We start from the raw sequence: 21,532 nt of genomic DNA on the forward strand, positions 1-21,532 counted from the left end.
GTTATGACAGGGCATCAGAGCATGGCCACGACGGACTGCGAGCCCAACCTAGGTTCTGTAGGCGCGAGCGGCGACTGCCCGGCTGTTACCCTTGCAATCTCGTCGGAGCCTGGATGCGGGGACAGAGCGTACCCACCAGCAGGTCGCCGAGCACCCGCTTGACCCGCGGCAGCTCCAGCGGGTCGCTGGCATTGAGCAGCTCCAGCGAAGCCGCCTCCATCGCCCAGATCAGCACCCGGTAGGTCAGCGCATCGTGGGCCGCGCCCTGGGCGCCCAGGCGCTCGGCCCACAGCTCGATAATCTTCAGGTGCGCGCGCTGCCGGTGCGCCGCCAGCGGCGAGCCGGCATGCAGGGCCTCCTCCTGCATCATGCGAATGATCGGACCGACCGCCAGGTGGTAGTCGAAGAACAGCGAGACCATCGCCCGCAACCAGTCCTCGTCGCTGCCGGCCTCGCTGCGCAGCCCGCCGAAGCGCGCCAGCAGCAATTGCACGGCGCTGTGGTAGATGCTTTCCAGCACCTCCAGCTTGCCGGCGAAATACTTGTAGAAAGTCCGCCGCGAGACCCGCGCCGCCTCCAGCAAGTCGTTGACCGTGGTCTCGGCGATCCCCTTGCGGGTGAACACCGGGATCGCCGCGAGCTGGATGTTGGTCCGTTGCAGATGCCCCACCAGCGGCCCCTCGCCCTGCGCCGCCTGGCGCGCCAGCGCGCCGTAGCCGCCGAGATCCTCGAATACCGCCTGCAAGCCGTCCCACTGCGCCGTTGCCATCCCGTCCGCCCCAATCGAAGCGCGGGGTGACGGCGGCCCCGGCCATCGCTAACCTAGGCCGATCCACGCGCCCCGCAAGGAAAGTCCGTGCCGACCCTATCACGCCGCCTGCTCTGGCCGCTGGCCATCCTTTTACTGGTTCTCGGCCGCCCGCTCGCGGCCGCCGACCTCTACTACCTCGGCCAGCGCATCCCGGACATCCAGAAGCCCTGGGACAGCCACGACTACCAGGTGCTGATCGACGCCCTGAAGAAGATCGAGGAAACCCAGAAAAACGCCCTGCCGCGACGCAGCGGCGAATTCACCGGGCCGCTCTACCTGCGCATGGTCAGCGAGGAAAACTTCCGCCCGCAGCTGAACATCTACAGCCCATTGGAGATCCGCCAGAACGAGGCCCGCGAAGTACTGTTCAAGCTCAAGGAGCTGATGCGCCTGTACTTCGACTTCCGCGCCGCCAAGCAGCCCTACGGCGCCGAGGCGCTGGGCCTGATGAGCTACTCGCTGCGCGAGCAGTCGATCCTGTTCACCCTCACCGTCGAATTCTGGATGACCCTGTCCCAGGCCGAGCAGCGCAACCCCGCGCGCCTGCAGGGCATGCAGGAAACCAAGGCGGCCGCGGCGATGCTCACCGGCAGCGCCCTCGACTACCTCGGCCTCACCGCCCAGTTCGAGCGCCAGGACCTGGTGCTCTACTCCGCCGAACTGGCCAAGGAAATGCCCGAGCTGTTCATCCACCTGCCCGCCCCGGTGCGCGCCCAGTTGCTGGAACGCATCGCCGCTTTCGCCAAGGACCACCCTTACCCCGAGGTCCGCGACAACATGCGCGCCCTGCAACCGGTGTTGCAGGCGATCCAGGCCGACGTGGAAAAACAGCTGGCGCCCGGGCGGAACGCCAAGGCACCGGACAAACCCCTGGACCTGAGCCCGCCTCCGGAGGGGAAACCCAGCGGCGTCAAAGGTTTATGAGCGGCGGATTGGACTCTCGCAGCCCTTTGCCGTAGACTGGTCGTCGACCTGTCAAGGTTTTGGGGCCGATTAGGATTCGACGCCGGTAACAAAACTTGAGGGGCATGCCGAGCTGGTAGCAGAACTCGTAAATTCGCTGCTGCAAACTTATAGTTGCCAACGACGACAACTACGCTCTAGCTGCTTAATGCGGCTAGCAGTCGCTAGGGGATGCCTGTAAACCCGAAACGACTGTCAGATAGAACAGGATCGCCGCCAAGTTCGCTGTAGACGTAACGGCTAAAACTCATACAGCTCGCTCCAAGCACCCTGCCACTCGGGCGGCGCGGAGTTAACTCAGTAGAGCTGGCTAAGCATGTAGAACCGATAGCGGAGAGCTGGCGGACGGGGGTTCAAATCCCCCCGGCTCCACCAAATAATCCTTACAAATCAGGCACTTAGCGAATCTCGCAAGTGCCTTTTTTGTGCCTAAATGGGTTGTTTTGGCTCGGTAATGCCAGCTTTATGACAGCCTTCATAGCCCATTCCATATCTGCGGCTATGCCCCCATCGCATCAACCGTGATTGCGTTTTCCGACGATTTTTCGGTTTGAAATCGAGCCACAGCGGTCTGGCAGGGGTATTAAATCTGTGTCGGCTTACACACAGAGACCCACACATGCCGACACATGCCCCCAAGAAGTACCTGATCAGTCACGCCTCCCTGCAGCACTGTTTTGACAAGAGCCGCTCTGGCCTCGAGAAGCTGCGCGAAAGCGACCCCAGCTTCCCTCGCCCCATCAAGTTTGGCCCGAGCAAACAGGCTGGCGTTTACTTCGTTGTCGCGGAGGTGGAAGCCTGGCTGGAGAGCAAGATCAGCGAGCGTGATGGAGACACTCGGGCTCTCTCTGAGAGAGATGAGAAATGACCACACACGAGCAGATACCGTCGTTCTTGGCGGAAATGCCGGAGGCAGCACGTGCTTCGTATCTGAATCCAAGCATCGTGCCAAAGCCACTGCCGAGCGGATTGGCCAGGGTTATGCCCTGGCGTGAAGAGCTACTGCCTGCTGTTCTTCAAGAATACGTGCGGGATGTCGCTGAGCGTACCCAGTGCCCGCCGGATTTTGTTGGGGTCGCGCTTGTAGTTGCTGTCAGCGCCGTGGTCGGGCGCAAATTCACCATCCATCCGAAACAGCATGATGATTGGACTGTCGTTCCCAACCAATGGGGAGTCATCATTGGACGACCGTCTGCGATGAAAACGCCAGCGCTCAAGCAAGCGCTTCGTCCCTTGGACGCATTGGAGACAAGAGAGCGAAATCAGCACTCCATGGCGTTGGAGGAGTACAGGACCAACAGTGAGCTGCGCGACATCGAGCGCAAGGCTGCTAAGAGCAAGGCCACGAAACTTGTAGGCAGCGGCGACAAACTTGGAGCGCGGGAGGAACTCACCAAGGTTTCAAGTGATGTGCTGCCTCCAGTGCAGCGTCGTTACACCGTCAACGACTCAACGGTAGAAAAGCTCGGTGAGCTGCTCAACGAAAACCCAAACGGCCTGCTGCTAGTACGTGACGAGCTCGGGGGCTGGCTCGCAACAATGCAGAGTGAGGACGGCTCAGTGGCACGCGCTTTCTACTTGGAGTGCTTCGATGGCAATGGCTCATTTACCTACGATCGCATTGGCCGAGGCACCCTGTTCATCGAGTCATGTTGTTTATCACTGATAGGCGGAATTCAACCCTCACGAATCGCATCCCTGGTGAACGCCGCAATCAGCGGCGAAGTGGATGACGGCCTGATTCAGCGCCTACAGCTCGCCGTCTATCCCGACGACATCCGTGAGTGGCGTCTGGTTGATCGCTGGCCAAACCAAGCTGCCGCTGAGCAAGTGAAACAGGTTATTGACTACCTCGATCAGCTACCATCCAAGCCTCGTACTACGCTCAGGTTCAGCCCAGAAGCACAGGAAATGTTTAACGCCTGGTATACGCGTCATATGCAACAAAGCCGGAGCGAAGAATTTCACCCAGCATTGCAATCCCATTATCTAAAAATGCCACAGACCATTGCAGGGTTGGCCCTACTCTTCGAACTTGTCGAAAGTAGACAGAGAGCCGTGGGCACAGAGTCCACGTCCCGGGCCATTAACTGGGCGAGCTACCTGATGAGCCATGCCTTGCGACTCTACGGCGCAGCTATCAACGCCCCACTACTCGGTGCCAGGCTGATCTTGGAGCGTCAGCGGAAATTACCCGAACCGTTTACCCCACGCGAGGTGCGTCAGAAGGACTGGATGGGATTGGGTTCACAGGACGCTGTGAACAACGCACTCGCAGTTCTGGCTGAACACGATTTAATCATTGGCTACGAGGTGGCCGGAGAAAAAGGTGGCCGCCCATCAACACGCTACATCTGGCGAAAAACGTAGCCTAGCCCCAACCTGTTTACCAAAAAGGCCGGTAGGGCAGCCTACAGAACCTACGAAACTAAGTTCTGTAGGTTTTGTAGGCACCCATTTCCTGGTTGGGATAAGTAATCAGCGCCCAAATGGACGTACCTGAGCGCTTGGGGCAGCTGCCAGTGCTTGCGAAGCGGCGCTCTGAATCTGTCGAATCAGGCCGGAATCGGCCAAAAGCAGACCACCCGATACGTCTAGAAAGCCAGCGGTGATTCACTTCCCTGCAAGATTGGGCCAGACTCTGCTTGTGAGGTTGGAGATTTCCATTCGTCCACAAGGACAGGAAACGGTCCAGCCAACACATAAATAAATCCATTCCTCCCCAGTGCCAACCATGTCAATTACTCTCGATCTTGAATACAAACCTCTCCATACTTTTAGTAAAAACCTAGTAAAAATAAAATACATTCAACACATCCAACAGGACTTAACAGATAGCGACGCTAAGAAGCTCGAGCTAAAAATACATTTCCTAAATCAATCATACGTATTCCAGTTGATCGCTTTTTGGCAAGTGTTTATCGAAGATCTTGCGAAGTATGGCTTTCGGCAAATCGAAAAATCTGAAGGTAGCCGCATATTAAAAACCATCGCAAAAAACAAACTCGACGAATCGCTAAATAAATTCAATACGTCAAATACGCGCCCTAGGTATAAGTAAAATTTCAGATCATTGGCAATCGCAAGAATTCACAAGAAATGAAGCAAACACAACGCTAAGCAGGCTTTTGGAAGCAAGACATAAAATCGCGCATGAAGGCACGGCATCAATCCCACTTTCCTATAAAAACAACTTCGAAAAAATGGAAATCTTAATGAAAATCGCCGAACTTACCGAGCAGGCAGTTCTTGAAGAATTGAAAATAGCTCTCGGGCACGAAAACTAACTGGGAATCCCCAAGACTTTCGTAGGTACATTTGGACTTGAAAGGGGACAGATTTATTTATTCACTAGACTACATTAGGAATAAATAGACCTGCCAATTTTTCGTGTTTTTTTTGCGCTAAACAGTGCTCAGTGAACCTGTCGGACCAGCGACGAAAGGTTTACAATAAATGCGTGCTTATTCTTTCCGGAAATGCCCGCCTCCGTTGACGCGAACTTGGTATATTGGCCGTCAATGTCTAATTCTACGAGTATTTGTTGGTACTTATTGGCTCGCATCTTCCGAATGTAATCCCAGTTGGACTTGCCTGTATCTTTCACGTAGTCGCTATTCATTGCTGGCTTGAAGTAGTTTATAAGCTCCGCTTCGCACGCTGAGGTCGCATCTTCCTTTTTTAGCTTTGTTTGATTGACGGTTCCATTTGCAATGTCTATTTTTTTGAATCCAAATAGATGAACTATGAGGGATTCACCATCATTCCTTAAGAATTTTGATTCTAACTCTTGCAATTTCTCATGAGGCAAAAGTCGCTCAAAAGGTTCTCTGTTGGTTTTTCCGATATATAGTATTTCCTGCACCCCGACATCGACATCAAATATGTTGATAACTTGATCCACCGTTAGCCGTGAAGCCAGAGCTTCACCACCGCCAGGAAGTTGACTAAAATCAACTTTTTTTAACCTTTCCGTATCCCAGTCTGCGTCATGAAGTTCCCGTTGGCGGCGGTATACTTCCGGATTTTCGGTCTTCATTTGCTCGACTTCGGCATTGTTAACAATACTTCTTAGAAGGGGATCGTCGATCGTTATCTCGTATGCGGTCTTGTGAGAGATTTTCACTTCCCTTGCGTACGCCCACTTCATTAAGGTGAAGCCTAAAGACGATAGTGCTTTGATTGTAGCTAGTGATCTGCCAAACTTATACGCAGCGCGACTCAGGCGTGACTGAGGGCGATAGTAGTGGCATAGAGTATATTTAAAGAAATGCTCTACGCTTTCGAATTGAGGGGCGATGTGTTTGACTGAATACAGTGTGTATATGTGCGGGAACACAAAGCGGTAGGTTTTGTGCTCTCCAGATGGGTCGCCAACAATGATTGTCGTCTGTATCTGGCCATCTGAAGTAACTCGAGTTTGCCTTGTGTCGAACCGGATTTTGCACATTTTGGTTATGAAATATATGTCTGCGTTTTTGTAATGGTGATGAGCCGCGCGGAGCTTTCCGTCTTCCCCATACATCTGATCTGGTATTAGGAACATCCACGTAGGGCCACCAAGGTAAAAAGTTTTCATTACGCTCCCTTGTTACTGCTTGTGTAGTTAATAGGGACAGTTTTCAAAAAAGGAGGTCGGATGTATCTACGTTGACGGGATCCGACCTAGGGGTAGGATCTTGGCAAAGAAATAAATCTGTCTCGGTTTTTTACTAGGTTCGCATGTTGATCAAAAAATAAACCCATCCACTTTGCTGTTAGTCTAGGATATGGCTGGGGCGAGAATCATGGGCTTTGCTAGTTCGCCGCGCTACTGAAAGAACGCGAAAAAAACGGGGATAGACCACATTTTACTCAAGCCATAATCGTGGTCTGCCCCCGATTGCTTCATCAATGGAAGGCTCTAAGTGATGCACCAAGCTACTTCGTCCACTGTGCGTACGCTGCTGCTGCTTTTGCAGGAACTGACGAAACATCTATGAGTTGCACTAAGGTTTTGTATCTATTAGCTCAGGTCGCACTGATTTTAAGCCTTTCATTCAAGATCCCTTTTTTTACCGGAAGGCTGAGCATTATCTCGACCTCGGCAGGAGAGAATCCTTTGATCATTTTGTGAAAGTATGGGACTGCCGCGTTTGACACTCCATACGGATTTCCGGTGGCACAGGTCAGGACCGTTTCTACGAGTTCATCCTTGACTGTGTCGGGAACGGCAACCTGCTGTGATAACTGCAACAACCGTTCAGCAAAAGACGGCTCGTTATAAAAATTATCGAAGGACTGATGCACAGTCATTAGTCTTTTGCACGCATTGGAAAGCAGCGAGTGGACCTCATGCTCTCCGAGCAAGGCGAGCATTCCCAATTTTTCGAAGAACTGCTGAGACGCTTTATGCCGTTTTTCATCGCCCTTCGCTATGTAGTCGTGATGGCGGTTTATTAAGTCTGATCGGGCTTTGGGTGTGAAGTGGGGGGCGAATTCGGCAGCTACAGAAAGAGCATTGACTCGGCCTTCCTCGTTGCTAGCGGGGTCGCTGTATATGCCATGGAGGGAACCGAAAATAAGATACTGTTGAGCTTCATGAGTCTGCCGGATTCGATGAACCCACTGGTCCTTCTGCTCTCTGGAAAATTTTCCTCCTTTGATTGCAGCCATAAAGGCAGCGAGGTTGACCCCAATCAGATTGTGCTCATTGCCGAGAGCATACTTTGCACATCGGTTTGCAAATCCGATAAATTCATGGTCGTCAATTTTTCCAACGACGGGGTGTGCTGCCGAAAAATTGTTCCGGATATCTCGGCACTGATCTAAAAAGAAATATCCGTCCTCGGTGATCAGGTTCAGCTTCAAGCACAAGTTAAGCAGTTCGGCATCCTTTAGATCGAGTAGCGCCTGTTCATCGAATGCTGTTTTTCCGGTGATTTGTTCGACCACGTTCAGACCAAAGCGTTTTACTTTTTCCCGCAGCTCAATTATTGAACAATTCCAGACATAGTTGATTGCACTGTCGAAGAGCCCAGACGCGACGGCGACACACATGCGAGCCATCCCTTCGGTTCGAAGAGCAGGTGGGATTTTTTTCAGAATTCCCGGAAGATTTATCCATGCGGTTTCTATCTCACCTGGCGAGGCGAGAATATCCCGGGGAACTCCTAGGGCTTTGGTCAATTGATCGAGGACAGGCAGCGTATTCGCTGCAATTGCAGGCAGGTGTACGTCAGTCATCTGGGTCCTTCCTTGTCACAACGATGAGAAGATAAAGCCGTTGAGCGTAGCCGTCGACGCTACTATTTTGATATTGGCCTGTCTACCGACCGTCATCTTTTGGCCGCACGCAGCCACCTTCGGCGGCCATTCTTGACCGGCTCGGTCTATCGATCACTATCTGACGATCATGAACGCACTTCACCATCGTCATTCGTTGCCCATTCACCGTACTGGTGCGCTCAGTAAGACACACCGTCATCTGCCGTCCGTTTCTCGTCGCAGCCGGCGCGCTGCACTTACACCTTTGGTGCCGGATCGTCATCTGACGCTGGTTTGTCGCTACCACTGGGTCTTCCACGCGAACAGATTACTCCCTCAGGAGCGACAGCATACTGACATCACCCCTTCACAATGATAATTGGCTGGAAAGAAACTCGTAAAACCGCTGAAGCCCAGTATTCATGAGGCTTACAGCCACAACCCCCCTTCCCGACACCCCTTCACAACGCCAATTGCCCAGCTAAAGGCCGTGAAAACGCTGAAACCCAGTATTCATGAGGCTTGCGGCCACAACACCCCTTCCCGACACCTCTTGGCGACACCCCTTCGCAGCGCCAATTGCCAGGGCGACACCCGTTAATAATCAAAAATCCAGCAACGATGCGGGCTGCAGCCACGACACCCCTTCACGCCCCCTTCCAGCAAATCGGTAAGGTTCTCTATGGGAGGTGAAGCGTCAGACTCCCATAAGCAATAGATGGGAGGTGAGCCCAATTTTTTACGATGTGTCGCGAAGCGGATTTCAGGGCCACCCAAAAACATCAGATCAGCCACTTGGGTTTTCCGAGGTCGAGGGGAGACTGGGCTCGACTTTGATGCCCATCAGCACGGGAGAAGAACATGGACCGGTTTGAACTACTAATCTATTCAGTGTTCGGCGTGCTCTGCGCCTTGGGGGTAACAGCCACGATTGGTTACAGGATAGCCGCTTACCTGGACAAGCAGCACGACAACAGCAAACACAGCGGAACACGCCCGAACTCAACTGCCGATTAATTGGATCAAGTGAGCGATCAGGCCACGTTTAAGCACGTGCACAGTAAAGGAGGATGACAGCGTGAGCAAAGTCGAATGCCAGTGCTGTAAGAGGATGATGGTTCCGAAGGTGATCACCAGCGCTCCGCTTTACCTGAGCGGAGTTCCCCTAGGGGGTGGTGATCCTGAGTCATCTGTATGCCCCTTCTGTCTGTCGCCGAAGTGGATGCTCACCGAGCGCCAGGCTATGGCCGCAGGTAGGGCCAACGCTGAGTTCTACGGCATCATGGCTCTCGCCCTAGTAAACATCGTTGCCTTCGTCCGTTTCGGCGAACTGGCGGGCGGGATAGCGCTCGCGGTGTCAGTCGCAACCGTTTTCATGCGCGACAGGATGATTCGAGCCCTCCGCCGTCGCCAGGGACGTTAATCGAGCCAGTGCAATCCAGGCGACCTAAATACCGCTTGGGTAGTTCGTACCGAGGCCACTGCTACTGGCTGCACGTAGAACTACTTCGCTAGTTGCGTCTAGAATGTCTGGCTTACTCGTATATCAGTGGATAGGTATCGAATGGACAATGTGCGGGATATCGAGGAGCGCATGATTAGCTTCCTCCGAAGCCAAAACCACGTGACGCTTCTCGACGGTCATGTCGCTCAGCCTGATAAAGTCAAGATTGCCGATTATCTGTTTTTCAACGGGCAAGCGGTTGTCGAACTCAAAACGCTGAAGATTGATCCGAGAGATAAGATTTTGGACGGTGCCAAAGCGCTAATGGAGTCTGACGATTTTCCGCTGATCTTTGGCGAGTATGACCTCGAAACCGCGATAAAGAACACGCCAGGAGGACAAGAGCATCTGGACAAAATTTTCTCTAACGCAACTAGGATGGTTGAGGGGGTGCTTAGAAATGCCAAACAACAGATTGCCTCATCGAAAAGGCTATTGAGCCTTGATCCCGACACCCCAGGGATCGCGCTGATATTGAATGACACCGTTGAAAGTATTCCTGCCTCTCGACTCGCTGACAAGTTCAGCTCCCGGCTCATCGGTGACGGCAAAGAGCCAAGCCGATTCTCGGAGATTGATTTTATAATTTTGATCCAAACTACCTACCGGCTACAGCAAAGTGGTGGTATATCGACACGCCTGCCGACCTTTATTATAAGCAACCCCTTCAATGCTCATCGCCATCATAAAATTGAGCAAGAAATTCAGTTTTTTCTGAAAGCTTGGGCACATTCGCAAGGTCACAACTTTGAAAGTACGAGCGAAACCTCTGCCCTCCAATTTGAGCACAACCACGGCCCTCGCCTTGGCCCTCAGTCTTTACAGGAATTGGTAGAAGCACAGTACCGGGCACGCAGATATATGAGCGAATGGAGCGAAGATAGACTGATTGCCCATGGCAAGGATGTGATTCACAAAATGCTTCCAATATTTCTCATAGACGCGGAAAAGCCTTCAGAAGCCGACGCTCATTTCTACATAAAGCAATTTATTGAGTTGCTTGAAGAAGGTCGGATACGGGGGTTTGACTTGAGGAAAGTGTTGAAAGAGATCTCTAAGGCCAAATAGTTACTATTTTTCTATCGCTTTGATTCGGTGGACTGTGGTAGTAGAGCAATTGGCATGTCTGGCCGTCGCGCGTATGCCTAGGCCGGCCTCCAATAGCTCCTTCACTCGCTTGTGTAAATCGGCATCGACCGGGCGTCCTTGGTATTTGCCGGCCGCCCTGGCCTTTTCAATACCTTGGGCCTGACGCTCTCGCCGCTGCTCGTAATCCTTGCGGGCAATAGCTGCCATCATTTCCACAAGCATTGAGTTGATGGCCCCCAGCATCCGGCTAGTGAACTCGTCGCCCTTGGTGTCCTGCATTCCTTGGTGACTGGTAGGCAGGTCAAGCGCCACGATGCGCAGGCCCTTGGAGTCGATGGCGGCTTTGAGCTTTTGCCAGTCCTCAACCGGGAGGCGCGAAAGGCGGTCTATAGATTCCACCAGCAGCACGTCACCCTTGCGGGCATCCTTGAGCAGTCGCAGCAACTCAGGTCGATCTGAGGTGGCGCCGCTGGCGTTCTCCAGGTACACGCTCGCAATCATCTTGTTATGGTCGCTGGCGAACTGCTCGAGCGCGGCCCGAGCGCGACCGGCGTCTTGTTCTTTGGTGGAGGCTCGGAGGTATGCGCGGATGAACATGATGAGTGCCTGTATCAGTTAGGGCCTTCTACTAATAATGTTTCACTTTGGGTGTTACTTATCAAGCGAGGAGCTCGAAAAAGACAAAACAAGCCTGTATCTGGATAGGCATACCCAAAAAGATCGCCGCGGATTTGCGAAAATCCACAGCGATACATTCCAGCAGAATTATTTCCCTATGAAGTAGAAAACTCTGCCCTGATTGAAGATTGCCGCAGGGATCGAGTTTTTCCTCAGACGCTGGCCAGGGTGGTAGATGTAGAACCACTCCGGCAGATGCTGCGATGCAAGCAGCATGGCTTCCGACGTTGTCATGTCGTTCTTGTAGGCATCTAGCGTGAACTGGTTGTCACGTATGAATATCGGCCCGTAGCTGAGTGGCGATCTCAGAAAGCTCGGCGATTTAGCAATCTCTTCCCTGTATGCAATCGACCGCTCCGCATAGCTGTCTGCCAGGGATGCATAGCTGAGTTGATGACCATCAGGATATTTACCGGTCTGCATTGGCAACTTCGATAGTCCATTGGCAAAAACTCTCTTGCGAGCCTCTTCGACCTTACGCAATGCGAGAGCAGACGCAGCCTCCGGCGAGCTTGCCTGGTCAGCAGGTACCCACGCTACAACCTGAGTTGCACGCACCGGATCGCTCGAGCCACCCAACAGCATCAAGCCCAAGCCAATTCCCGCAGCTGCGCCACCACTCAAGCTTGTAGGTGGCGAAGCGAAGCTAACCGCGCTTAATCCAGCATCCCCGACCATTGTTCCAGAGCCGCTGGCTGGGCTCGCTCTATCAACTGCCCCTGCCAACTCGATTGGAACGTCACGCTGCCCTGAAATCCCCATGGCGGTCAGAACATGCATAGCATCCGACCATTCTCTCGGCTCGGGAAGCTGCGCAGTGCTAGTCCCCCGGGTGCTAGAACACCCAACCAGAAGAGCTACTGTCGCGACCAGCAAGCCGATTCGGATCGTGGTTGATTTGTTACCCATGGCGCCACTCCCTGTTTTGATTGCCACAGCTTATGAAGGCCCTCTGGAAACCCAACTGCATCTGTACTCGATTGTGCCGGCTTGGGTTTTCCATGACCTGGCATAGGGTGCTATGCAACTCAATGCACCGGAGATCTACCATGGAATTTCGTCACCTCGGTAACGGGCAGACGTTTCCTCCCATAGCACCCAACGGCCGGATTTACGCCGTACCTGTTACAAAGGAAAACCAAGTAGAAATTTTTTGCCTGACATCTGGAGGAATTGTTGGATGCGGTCTGACGGCCAACTGGGCTGATATCACTGGCGCCTACTACGACGATGAGTCTTGGGAAATCATCCTTCGCAATTACATCGGCAGGGGAATGCGCTTCCGGCGGGGAGTGCCCTGCGGAATCGTCGAAGACGGCCACAAAACTCTCAAAACCAATATCCAAGGGTTCGCAATTCCAGTTTGCGTAATGAACCGCATCGCATTTGAGCAGAAAAAGCTGCACCCGACGTGACTTTGGCCTTGGGCGTTGAGAGCAGCCGACAATCTAGTTGCGTCATGCGGCTTGTGCATGCCCTTGGTTGGGGGATTTCCAACTTCTAATTTCCGTCGATTTTGTTGCCTGAAAGCGAAACACAAGTCTGGGAGCCGTCCGTAGGCTGTATCCGAGTAGTCAAAGGGAGTCGGATATGAGCAACAGTACCGTTAGACGCTGCTTACGCGAGCAAGCCGAGAACGACAAATCGATACGTGGCCGCTGCGCACTCGCTACCCCTGAATAACCAGGACTGACGACTCATGCGCTACGTAACCGTCAGGAAATTTGCTGCCGAGTCTGGCTACAGCGAGGACGCGATCCGCTCCAAGATCCGCGATGGTGTATGGCGGCTTGGTGAGATTTGGTTGAAAGCGCCGGACGGCCGGACGCTTATCGATATGGAAGGATATGAAACATGGGTAGAGGCGGGAGTGGGGTCAGGGCAGTCTCAGACTCGAGCATCGAGATCACGTTCATGTTCCGGGGTGTTAGGTGCCGCGAGCGCGTTGCGCTCAAGCCCTCCGCCACTAATCTGAAGAAGGCCCAGCAGCACAAGGCGGCGATCGAGCATGCCATCGCCCAGGGGACGTTCGACTATTCCGTCACGTTCCCTGGCTCTCCCCGGGCCGCCAAGTTCGCACCGGAAACCAGCCAGGAAACGGTTGGTGGATACCTGACCAGGTGGCTGGAGGCAAAGAAGAAGCATATCTCCAGCAGCACCTTCGAAGGCTATCGAAAAATCGTCGAGTTGCGGCTCGTTCCTGCCCTGGGCCACCACCTTGCCCTCGATCTTAAGCGGAAGACGATCAAGGGCTGGCTGGACAAGCTGCAGGTCGGTAACAAGACGCTGAGCAATATTCAGAGCTGCCTGCGGTCCGCCCTCAACGACGCGGTCGACGAGGAGCTCCTGGACACAAACCCGCTTGCCGGCTGGACATACGCCCGAAAGGAAACTCCGCCGAAAGATGACGACGTGGACCCGTTTACGCCAGAAGAGCAGCAGGCGATTCTGACCGCCCTGAATGGCCAGGCCAGGAACATGGTGCAGTTCGCGCTCTGGACTGGACTCCGCACAAGTGAGCTGGTCGCACTGGATTGGGCCGACATCGACTGGGTACGAGGAGAAGTGATGATTAGCCGGGCCATGACTCAGGCGGCAGGTGGAGAGGCCGAGGTAACCAAGACTGCCGCTGGCCGGCGGTCAGTGAAGCTGCTGCGACCCGCCCTTGAAGCGCTGACCGCGCAGAAGGCGCATACATTCTTGGCTGATGAAGAGGTCTTCCAGAATCCGCGCACGCTTGAACGCTGGGCTGGCGACCAACCGATCCGCAAGACTATGTGGCATCCCGCGATGAAGAAGGCCGGGGTTCGGTATCGTCGGCCGTACCAGACTAGGCATACCTACGCTTCCATGATGCTCTCAGCGGGAGAACACCCTATGTGGGTAGCGAAACAGATGGGGCACAGTGATTGGACTATGATTGCCCGCGTCTATGGGAGATGGATGCCATCGGCGGATTCTGATGCGGGATCGAGAGCGGAGCATGTCTGGTTAGAGAGCTATGGCAGGGATGGAGAGCACTCAAACCTCCCACGGCCCACATTTTCACTGAAGATTTAACAGTAATAGCCAAGCATGGTTTAGCATGCACGCTATCGAACAGACTGGAGGCAGCAATGGCAATTTACGCACTTTGGAACAACAAAGGAGGGGTGGGAAAGAGCTATCTCACGTTCCAAATCGCCTCCGAGTACGCGATTCAGCACCCCGACAAGCGGGTGCTGGTCATCGACGTGTGCCCTCAAGCGAACTCTTCATCAATGATCCTAGGTGGGATTGAGGATGGAGAAAATGCGCTAAACACCATCCACTCGGCCAGCCCACGCAAAACGATCTCGGGCTACATCGAAGATCGGATTCTAAGCCCCTACGTCAATCCAAATACCGGTGCCAATTTCGTAACACAGGCTAGCTCCATAAACCACGACGTCCCAGACAACCTTTATTTAGTTGTTGGAGATGAACAGCTTGAAATACAAGCCTCAAGGGTGATGTCCGCCACATTCCCAGGTCCTCAGGATGCCTGGAGAATTGTTCATACTTGGCTCAGCGACTTGATCAACGACATCGCAAACAGCTGGAATCAAACTGATTACACAGTATTCATTGATTGCAATCCAAGTTTCTCAGTGTATACAGAGCTTGCGATGTCCGCAGCTGATAGACTTCTGATCCCCTTCTCGGCCGATGGCTCCAGCAAGCGGGCTGTTCGAGCCGTGCTCTCCCTCGTTTATGGTATTGCGCGCCAGCCTGGCCAGCAACAATCCGAATTCTTCCTCAACACCGGAAGATATCGGATGAGCTTCCCAGACATATATATGTATATTGGCAATAGGCTGACTCAGATGAATCAATCATCTGCTGCCGCATTCAAAACTGTGGTAAACGAGATTGGTGACGAAATTTACGATGTATGGAGAGCGAATCCTAACCTTTTCTGCATCCACCCCAACGGCACGGCAATCCCCAACACCAAAAAACTTTTCAAAGCAATGTTCCAATACGAAGTCAATGATGCTAATTCAGCTTCTGTAGTATCAGGTGCGATAGGAACCCCCATCTCGACGCTACGAGCAGGGCAAGCCAACGTTCTGGGCAAAAGTGTGACTGTCAATCAGAGCCAGCTCGATAAGCAGGTTCCAAACCTAGTGGATCTTGTTACCGCCATCGAATGACAGCTTAATGGCAGCATTGGCCAGTCAGCCCGCGCCAGCTCTAGGCTGGACGCGGGTTCAAATCCCCCCGGCTCCACCAAACGCAAACGATAAGCCCCTGATTTTCCTAGTGAATTTCAGGGGCTTTTTGCATTCAACCCACTGCTGTCGAAAAAGTGTCGAGCGGAACCTGAAATGATCGAGCACATCAGTTAGCCACAGATCGTTTTCGCCACTAAAATTAGCAAACCACCGACCAGGGGAGAGGACGGCGTGAGGTACGAAACGGACTGGGAGCGATGGGCCCGGCAAGTCAATGACAGCATCAACCACCTTGGGCAGCACATGGACCAGTTCCAGACCTTCAAGAATCGGTACGAGTTGGACAAGCAAATCGAAGCTGCGCAGCAGCTAAATGACAAGCACATCGCCGCCGCCTTCAATTACACCAACTTGATTCTTGTCGCTGGCTATGCGGGCTTCTTCGCCTTTTGGTCAACGCTTTCAGAAAAGGTGCCCACCCTTCTATTCTCTATCACCGGCCTGCTAATCCTTATTTCGCTAGTTCTCTTCATTAGCTGGGAGCTAATCAAGATGTGCTGGGGAGCGCTCCACATGCGCAAAGTGGACCGTATCTTGGCCGGTCAGAAAGGCCCCCACGTGATAGCACAATACGATGCTGCCCACGTCGACTTTGAACGCAGATCACATCGGGTGTGGATTTTCTTCCTAATCCCGACAACCATCACAGGTCTGGGAGCGGCTTGCGGTTTGATAGGCTACTTTGCGCATGACCTTTGGGTACAAGTATTGAGCTAGTACCCTGACTTATCGAGCGGCCCAAACCTGATCGCATCTTGCAGATGGTCGGGAGATAGATGCGCATGGTCATGGTCATGGTCATGGTCATGGTCATGGTCAGAGTGGAATGCCCCAGGATTTTCTGAAGAGTGAGAATGTTGCCCCCATTCATCATGAAATGACTGGCGAAGGTATGTCGTAGGGCGTGGCTCGCCTGCCCTTTCGGTAGCCGAATTGTGGTCCGCTCTAGGGCGCGGCGGAACGAGGTAATACAGGACGAGAACAGGCCGTGCGTTCGCCAATGCACCCTGATCTTGTCGGCCAACTCGGTGGGGATCGGAACGTGGCGCACCCTCCCCGACTTCGTTCCGGCATAGGTCACGACGTTGCCCTGTAGCCGTTGTGGAATCAGCTTTTCCGCCTCAGACCAACGGGCCCCCGTGGCAAGACAAAGCAATGTCACCAGTTCCGTATGGGGGTTGTCACTGCCGCTGCGAATCGCTTCTAGCAACTCCGTGATTTGTTCTGTCGTCAGCCAAGAAAGCTCACGCTCTTGGAGCTTTAAAGGTTTCACCCCTACCAACGGGTTGGCATAGTCAATCTGGCCCAGGTCTTTCAATTCGTTGAATACGGCCCGCACATAGCCCAATTCGTTATTCAACGTCTTCCCGGATATCCCATTCTCTAGCCGTTTGCGGCGCAGTTGCGCATAGCTAGACGCATCGAGTGCAGCCCCTACCGGATCACCCAAACGAACCGTCAATTGCTGGAGCTTCGACAAGCGCCGCTTTCCATCGCGCAGGGAGTGGCCGTGCAGTTCATACCAAAGCAGGACCAGTTCAGAGAATCGGCGCCGATCTTTCGGTTTTGTGACCTGCCCCCCCCCGATTTCAGTACCACGTCAAACTTAGTAGAGTCCGTTTTCCGAGCAGGAGACGGCAGTGAAAAAGCGTTTTACCGAAGAGCAGATTCTCGACTTCCTCAAGCAGGCGGAGGCCGGTGTGCCGGTGAAGGAACTGTGTCGCCGACACGGCTTCAGTGATGCCTCGTTCTACACCTGGCGGGCCAAGTTTGGCGGTATGACCGTGGCGGACGCCAAACGGTTGAAGGATATTGAACTGGAAAACAGCCGATTGAAGAAGTTGCTCGCCGAAGCCCACCTCGACATCGAGTCGCTGAAAGTGGTCGCCCGGGGAAAAGGGTAAGCCCGACAGCACGGCGGGAGGCGGTGCAGGAGATGCAGGCGCGAACCGGCATCTCCGAGCGTCGTGCCTGTCAGTTGATCGGGCTGTCCCGCTCGGTGTTGCGCTACCAGCCGCGAGCCCGTGTGCAAAACACCGAGCTGCAAGCCCAACTGGTGGAACTGGCCCAAGAGCGCCGGCGCTTTGGCTATCGCCGCCTGCACATCCTGCTGCGGCGTGCTGGCGTGCAGGTCAACCACAAGCGGATCTATCGCCTGTACCGCGCTGCCGGCTTGATGGTGAAACGGCGTCGCCGCCGCCATGGCGTCGCGGTGGAGCGCGAACGTCTGAGTTTGCCGAGCGCACCAAACCAGGTCTGGTCGATGGACTTCGTCTTCGATGCACTGAGCACCGGGCGGCGGATCAAATGCCTGACGGTGGTCGATGACTTCACCAAGGAGTCGGTCGGCATCCTGGTGGAGCACGGTATCAGCGGCTTTCGCGTCACACGGGCGCTGGACGAGATGGCGCGGTTTCGCGGCTACTCGCAGGCGATCCGCACCGACCAGGGGCCCGAGTTCACCGGCAAGGCACTCGATCAATGGGCCTATCAGCGCGACATCAAGCTGAAGCTGATTCAGCCTGGTAAGCCCACGCAGAATGCCTTCATCGAGTCGTTCAACGGTAAGTTCCGGGACGAATGCCTCAATGAGCACTGGTTCTGTTCGCTGGCCGAAGCGAGAATCCGCATCGCGGCCTGGCGGCGGGATTACAACGAACACCGACCGCACAGCGCGATTGGCAATCTCACCCCGGCAGAATTTGCTGCAAGTTGGCGAACTCGCCAGCAGCAGCTGAAGCAGGAAAAATTAATATCAACCCCAGGGCCTACTAACTAGGCAGCGGTACTAAAACTGGGGGCAGGTCAGATGCGGGACAAGTGATTGATCGACTCAGCGTCCCAGACTGGAATCGGCGGAATGATTTCGCGATCCAGCGCGGCCCGGACCAGCCAATCGGCAACGCTGAGATGGAGACCACGTGCTTTGGCGGTGATGATTTTCTTGTCGTGAGGAGTTATTCGGAGGCATAGCCTCGCTGTTTTTCTATCCATGATAAGCACCTTGTTATTATTTTTATATCAATGCTATTGACGTATTAAGTACGCCTTTCTTTTTCAAGCGAAGCGCCGAAAAAGCGAGCCGCGTTGGTAGGAACGAAGTGACGTACAACGCCTTTGCTCGCAATCGCGCGGCCTCAAATAAAGTATCTCACAGCTAAACCTGCGAAAAACGCCGACAGGGAAACTTGGTCGTTTTCCAGGGAAATTCTGGTCATTTACCCCCAGGTTAGTCACCTTTTGTGAGCGCTACTGTCGTCGAGTGTCTTTCCCATTCAGGCCTTCCTTTTCCAAATTTGGACACCTAACGTCCGAATTCGACCATGCCATTCCGACTTCGGCCGCGCGTGGCCATACGCGGTAGTCGTCTGCCGTATTTGGCTCATTGCCACCGAAATCGCCGAAGAAAAACCGAATTGGGAAAGGAGGTGCCAATGGCCCAGCTACGTATGATCAATGAACCTGGACTGGTCGAGCAGGTGCAATCCAGCCTTTACGAGGCCGGAATGATCTCCCTGACAGAAGTCAGAGACTGCATCTCGAACCCCAGGATCCGGGACTTCTACGTGAGGGATCTCGACGCATCGGGTCTTCCGCTCGCCGGTATCAGTGCCCTGAGTGAAATCAGCATGCTGGCGGACAACTGGCAGAAAACCTATGCCATCAGCCTTGATGGCTGGCGAGACAGGCAGGGGTCGCTTCAGCTTGTCGATGGCTTCCACTTCCGGGACCCGAGCATCTCGATCGTGCAGGTCTGGTATTGCGATCCACTAGAGATTCACTCGCACGAACTGAGCTGGCTGCTCGCGCTGGCAGTGTCATTCACCGATTGCGAATTGCGTCGCTGCGAACGGACCTGCGGGGCGATCAACGAAGTACTCCTACCCCATGGCTTTGCGCTGGAGGACTCCTGGTTCTGAGAGCAGCACGAATCACCTAGCTCTTGAGTGAGGGAAACACCTATGGACAAAAACCTGGAATCCATCCTGTGCTCACAGTACCCCAAGCTTCTCCCTGCGCAGGGGCACGGATGCCTTCAGTTATTCGGCTTCGAATGCCAGGACGGATGGTTCGGTCTGATCTACGCGGCATGCGATTTGATACAACAGCACATCGATCACACAGGTTCGGAACAGGCCATTGCCTCACAGATAAAGGAAAAATTTGGTGGGCTTCGTTTTTATTACCACGGAGGCGATGACTACGTCGCAACTATGGTGGATCTGGTGGAAAGGCTGTCGGAGTCCATCTGCGAGCTATGCGGAGCCCCAGGCTGCATCCACGAACGCGATGGCTGGCTTAGCGCTCGTTGCCAGCACCATGAGAAATACAGTGAAACGTCACCGCCAGACTCGAGCGCCTGGCTCAGGCAAGGGGAATCACTGACTGAGGTACTGGAAGCAGCACTCGCGCTCTTCGCCCTCAACTCAACCCAAACATCGCGCTGGTTGGTATCGCCAGCCAGAGCCTTTGGTATGAAATCTCCTGTCGAACAACTGCAAGAGCACAACGGCTTTCATGATGTGATGACCCTGATCGGGCGGATTGAATATGGAGTGCTCCGGTAATCGAATCCGCTTGGCCAACCATCAGATCAACACCAGCCAGTCTGTATCGATTGGTGATGCATAGCAGTCACGAAGCAATGCCGACGCCAAGGGATGACTACCCCAAGGTGTCTGCTACAACATGGACTTCTGACCTAAGCGTCGCTTTATTAGCTCTATTGCATTGATTAGCTGTACAGCTAATCAATCTGGATTACAAAATCTGCGATGGCACACTCCGTGGTTAGACACCAGCAGTCCCACTTCGAACGAGAGATGCTTGAGCTAGTCAGGCAGGCCCTGACAAAGGCTTTCGGCAGAAGCGTTCAAGCAGAATCCAGATCCACGATCATTACCTCTGCTCACTCCATTAGCCTGCTCAAGATCGACTGGGATGGGGAACCCGCATTTGTTGCGATTGAGGTCATCCGAACTGCCTATCCCCGAGATATCCATGGTGTGCTGTGGCGCCTTGATGCACTGGAGTTGGCAATGCCAGGGACTCTCATAAAGCTGATCGCCGCGGCGCATCTCAGCCCCGGAGCGAAGTCAACACTCAAAGACAAGGGCTACGCCTTCTTCGAACGCAGCGGAAGTCTTTTTCTGCATACGGAAAAAATGCTCATCAATATCGAGTGTCCGTCCACGTCGTCAGCCCGCTCACACTCAATTGATCTATTCACAGAAGCCCGTGAAAGGGCTGTACATGGACTGCTCAAAAACGCCTCTCAATGGATGGCAGGCGCAGACCTCGCAGAGCAAGCACGGACCTCCACATACACCTGTTCCGTCGTGCTACAGGAACTGGAACGTCGAGAGTGGTGCGAATCTCAAGGTGCAGGTCGAACTAAACGGCGCAGGCTCGTTCAGCCTGGAAAGCTACTGGATGAGTGGGCTGAACATTGGCGGCAGCGAGACGTAAACAGAAGCCGCTGGTACACCTTCGTCGAACATCCTCGCCTGCTGATCGATCGGCTTAGCGAGCTGGTAAAGGAATCTGGCGTTGACTTTCCTTGGGCCTTTACCGGGGCAGCGGCAGCAAACATCTACGCCCCTTTGCTCACCCATGTTGATTCAGCTGAAATCATCGTTCCACCTGGGTATGCGACTATTCTGGGGACAACACTTAATATGAAACCCGCGCCGAAAGGCAGCAACGTCACGATCGTCGAGCGTGGTGGCGCCAGCCTGCAGTTTCGAGAGTGCTCCCCCTTGCATTCCCCCTACTTCGCCAGTCCATATATCCAGTACCTCGATCTGCTCGATGGGCGTGGAAGAAATAAAGAACTGGCAATCCATCTCAGAGAAAGACTGGAGCAAAAATGGGTGACAGCCTAAGCCTGTGACCTGGAAAACATCATCACGAGGTTTCAATCCACGCCCTCCCGCACGGAGTGCGACCAAAGCTCGATGCCCAGAAGGCCTGGGCAGTCTCCCA

Annotated in this window: 20 protein-coding genes and 1 other RNA gene; 14 read left to right on the forward strand and 7 right to left on the reverse strand. The window is 53.9% G+C overall.

Annotated elements, in window-relative coordinates; genetic code table 11:
- Positions 1-85: 85 nt before the first annotated feature.
- Positions 86-769, reverse strand: a complete 684-nt coding sequence (locus ACYAF3_RS03025) for a TetR/AcrR family transcriptional regulator (RefSeq protein WP_105579291.1) — start codon at positions 767-769, stop codon at positions 86-88.
- A gap of 87 nt (positions 770-856) precedes the next feature.
- Between ACYAF3_RS03025 and ACYAF3_RS03030 the strand changes: the two genes are divergently transcribed.
- From ACYAF3_RS03030 to ACYAF3_RS03045, 4 genes are all read left to right on the forward strand, one after another.
- Entirely contained in the window at positions 857-1,735 is an 879-nt protein-coding gene (locus tag ACYAF3_RS03030; RefSeq protein ID WP_031756440.1) for a hypothetical protein, read from the forward strand.
- 61 nt (positions 1,736-1,796) lie between these two features.
- Positions 1,797-2,149, forward strand: a transfer-messenger RNA (tmRNA) gene (gene ssrA / locus ACYAF3_RS03035).
- Between the two features lie 244 nt (positions 2,150-2,393).
- On the forward strand, positions 2,394-2,642 hold the full coding sequence (locus ACYAF3_RS03040; RefSeq protein ID WP_031756437.1) for a helix-turn-helix transcriptional regulator: 249 nt from the start codon (positions 2,394-2,396) through the stop codon (positions 2,640-2,642).
- Entirely contained in the window at positions 2,639-4,144 is a 1,506-nt protein-coding gene (locus ACYAF3_RS03045) for a YfjI family protein (protein WP_031756435.1), read from the forward strand. Before ACYAF3_RS03040 ends, ACYAF3_RS03045 begins: the two co-directional genes overlap by 4 nt.
- 1,045 nt (positions 4,145-5,189) lie before the next feature.
- On the opposite strand, the gene ACYAF3_RS03050 is transcribed toward ACYAF3_RS03045, so the two are convergent.
- Positions 5,190-6,353 (reverse strand): hypothetical protein, encoded by a 1,164-nt coding sequence (locus tag ACYAF3_RS03050; protein ID WP_124124544.1) that lies wholly within the window; start codon positions 6,351-6,353, stop codon positions 5,190-5,192.
- A 431-nt stretch (positions 6,354-6,784) separates the two neighbouring features.
- Positions 6,785-7,999 (reverse strand): hypothetical protein, encoded by a 1,215-nt coding sequence (locus ACYAF3_RS03055; protein ID WP_124124547.1) that lies wholly within the window; start codon positions 7,997-7,999, stop codon positions 6,785-6,787.
- Between the two features lie 1,099 nt (positions 8,000-9,098).
- Between ACYAF3_RS03055 and ACYAF3_RS03060 the strand changes: the two genes are divergently transcribed.
- Both ACYAF3_RS03060 and ACYAF3_RS03065 read left to right on the forward strand, forming a co-directional pair.
- Positions 9,099-9,443, forward strand: coding sequence for a hypothetical protein (locus ACYAF3_RS03060; RefSeq protein WP_031756434.1), 345 nt, complete (start codon positions 9,099-9,101; stop codon positions 9,441-9,443).
- A 171-nt stretch (positions 9,444-9,614) separates the two neighbouring features.
- On the forward strand, positions 9,615-10,592 hold the full coding sequence (locus ACYAF3_RS03065; RefSeq protein ID WP_126624925.1) for a hypothetical protein: 978 nt from the start codon (positions 9,615-9,617) through the stop codon (positions 10,590-10,592).
- Between the two features lie 3 nt (positions 10,593-10,595).
- Here the strand turns inward: ACYAF3_RS03065 and ACYAF3_RS03070 are convergent, their stop codons facing one another.
- Together ACYAF3_RS03070 and ACYAF3_RS03075 are read right to left on the reverse strand one after the other, a co-directional pair.
- Positions 10,596-11,210, reverse strand: coding sequence for a recombinase family protein (locus tag ACYAF3_RS03070; protein ID WP_031756431.1), 615 nt, complete (start codon positions 11,208-11,210; stop codon positions 10,596-10,598).
- A gap of 168 nt (positions 11,211-11,378) precedes the next feature.
- On the reverse strand, positions 11,379-12,200 hold the full coding sequence (locus ACYAF3_RS03075) for a hypothetical protein (protein WP_031756430.1): 822 nt from the start codon (positions 12,198-12,200) through the stop codon (positions 11,379-11,381).
- A gap of 140 nt (positions 12,201-12,340) precedes the next feature.
- Here ACYAF3_RS03075 and ACYAF3_RS03080 point away from each other — a divergent pair, with 140 nt between their 5' ends.
- The 4 genes from ACYAF3_RS03080 (at position 12,341) to ACYAF3_RS03095 (ending at position 16,264) form a co-directional block, all read left to right on the forward strand.
- Positions 12,341-12,706, forward strand: coding sequence for a hypothetical protein (locus tag ACYAF3_RS03080; RefSeq protein ID WP_071557662.1), 366 nt, complete (start codon positions 12,341-12,343; stop codon positions 12,704-12,706).
- Between the two features lie 439 nt (positions 12,707-13,145).
- A complete protein-coding gene (locus ACYAF3_RS03085; RefSeq protein ID WP_023129095.1) occupies positions 13,146-14,351 on the forward strand; it encodes an Arm DNA-binding domain-containing protein in 1,206 nt (401 codons plus the stop codon).
- Positions 14,352-14,407: 56 nt separating this feature from the next.
- Positions 14,408-15,466 (forward strand): ParA family protein, encoded by a 1,059-nt coding sequence (locus ACYAF3_RS03090; protein ID WP_023129096.1) that lies wholly within the window; start codon positions 14,408-14,410, stop codon positions 15,464-15,466.
- 252 nt (positions 15,467-15,718) lie between these two features.
- Complete coding sequence (locus tag ACYAF3_RS03095) at positions 15,719-16,264, forward strand: hypothetical protein (protein ID WP_003158113.1); 546 nt, start codon at positions 15,719-15,721, stop codon at positions 16,262-16,264.
- On the opposite strand, the gene ACYAF3_RS03100 is transcribed toward ACYAF3_RS03095, so the two are convergent.
- Positions 16,191-17,135 carry a phage integrase gene (locus ACYAF3_RS03100; RefSeq protein ID WP_425048777.1) on the reverse strand — a complete coding sequence of 315 codons (945 nt, stop codon included), beginning with the start codon at positions 17,133-17,135 and terminating at the stop codon, positions 16,191-16,193. The genes ACYAF3_RS03095 and ACYAF3_RS03100 overlap by 74 nt on opposite strands.
- Positions 17,136-17,187: 52 nt before the next feature.
- On the opposite strand from ACYAF3_RS03100, the gene ACYAF3_RS03105 reads away from it, so the two are divergent.
- Positions 17,188-18,326 (forward strand): IS3 family transposase gene (locus ACYAF3_RS03105; RefSeq protein ID WP_125728783.1). Its coding sequence is split into 2 segments (ribosomal slippage): positions 17,188-17,437 and positions 17,437-18,326, totalling 1,140 coding nucleotides; the frame shifts between segments, so codons are not numbered across the junction.
- A gap of 26 nt (positions 18,327-18,352) precedes the next feature.
- Here the strand turns inward: ACYAF3_RS03105 and ACYAF3_RS03110 are convergent.
- Positions 18,353-18,541, reverse strand: coding sequence for a plasmid mobilization protein (locus ACYAF3_RS03110; protein ID WP_123789325.1), 189 nt, complete (start codon positions 18,539-18,541; stop codon positions 18,353-18,355).
- A 440-nt stretch (positions 18,542-18,981) separates the two neighbouring features.
- On the opposite strand from ACYAF3_RS03110, the gene ACYAF3_RS03115 reads away from it, so the two are divergent.
- The 3 genes from ACYAF3_RS03115 to ACYAF3_RS03125 all read left to right on the forward strand — a co-directional run bounded on the left by ACYAF3_RS03115 (position 18,982) and on the right by ACYAF3_RS03125 (position 21,432).
- Positions 18,982-19,467 carry a hypothetical protein gene (locus ACYAF3_RS03115; RefSeq protein ID WP_016851939.1) on the forward strand — a complete coding sequence of 162 codons (486 nt, stop codon included), beginning with the start codon at positions 18,982-18,984 and terminating at the stop codon, positions 19,465-19,467.
- Between the two features lie 42 nt (positions 19,468-19,509).
- Positions 19,510-20,115: an MbcA/ParS/Xre antitoxin family protein gene (locus tag ACYAF3_RS03120; RefSeq protein WP_031756422.1), complete on the forward strand. Its 606-nt coding sequence runs from the start codon at positions 19,510-19,512 to the stop codon at positions 20,113-20,115.
- 255 nt (positions 20,116-20,370) lie between these two features.
- Positions 20,371-21,432, forward strand: coding sequence for a type IV toxin-antitoxin system AbiEi family antitoxin (locus tag ACYAF3_RS03125; protein WP_003158572.1), 1,062 nt, complete (start codon positions 20,371-20,373; stop codon positions 21,430-21,432).
- The last annotated feature ends 100 nt before the right edge of the window (positions 21,433-21,532 follow it).

Source organism: Pseudomonas sp. TZ252 (assembly GCF_056110345.1).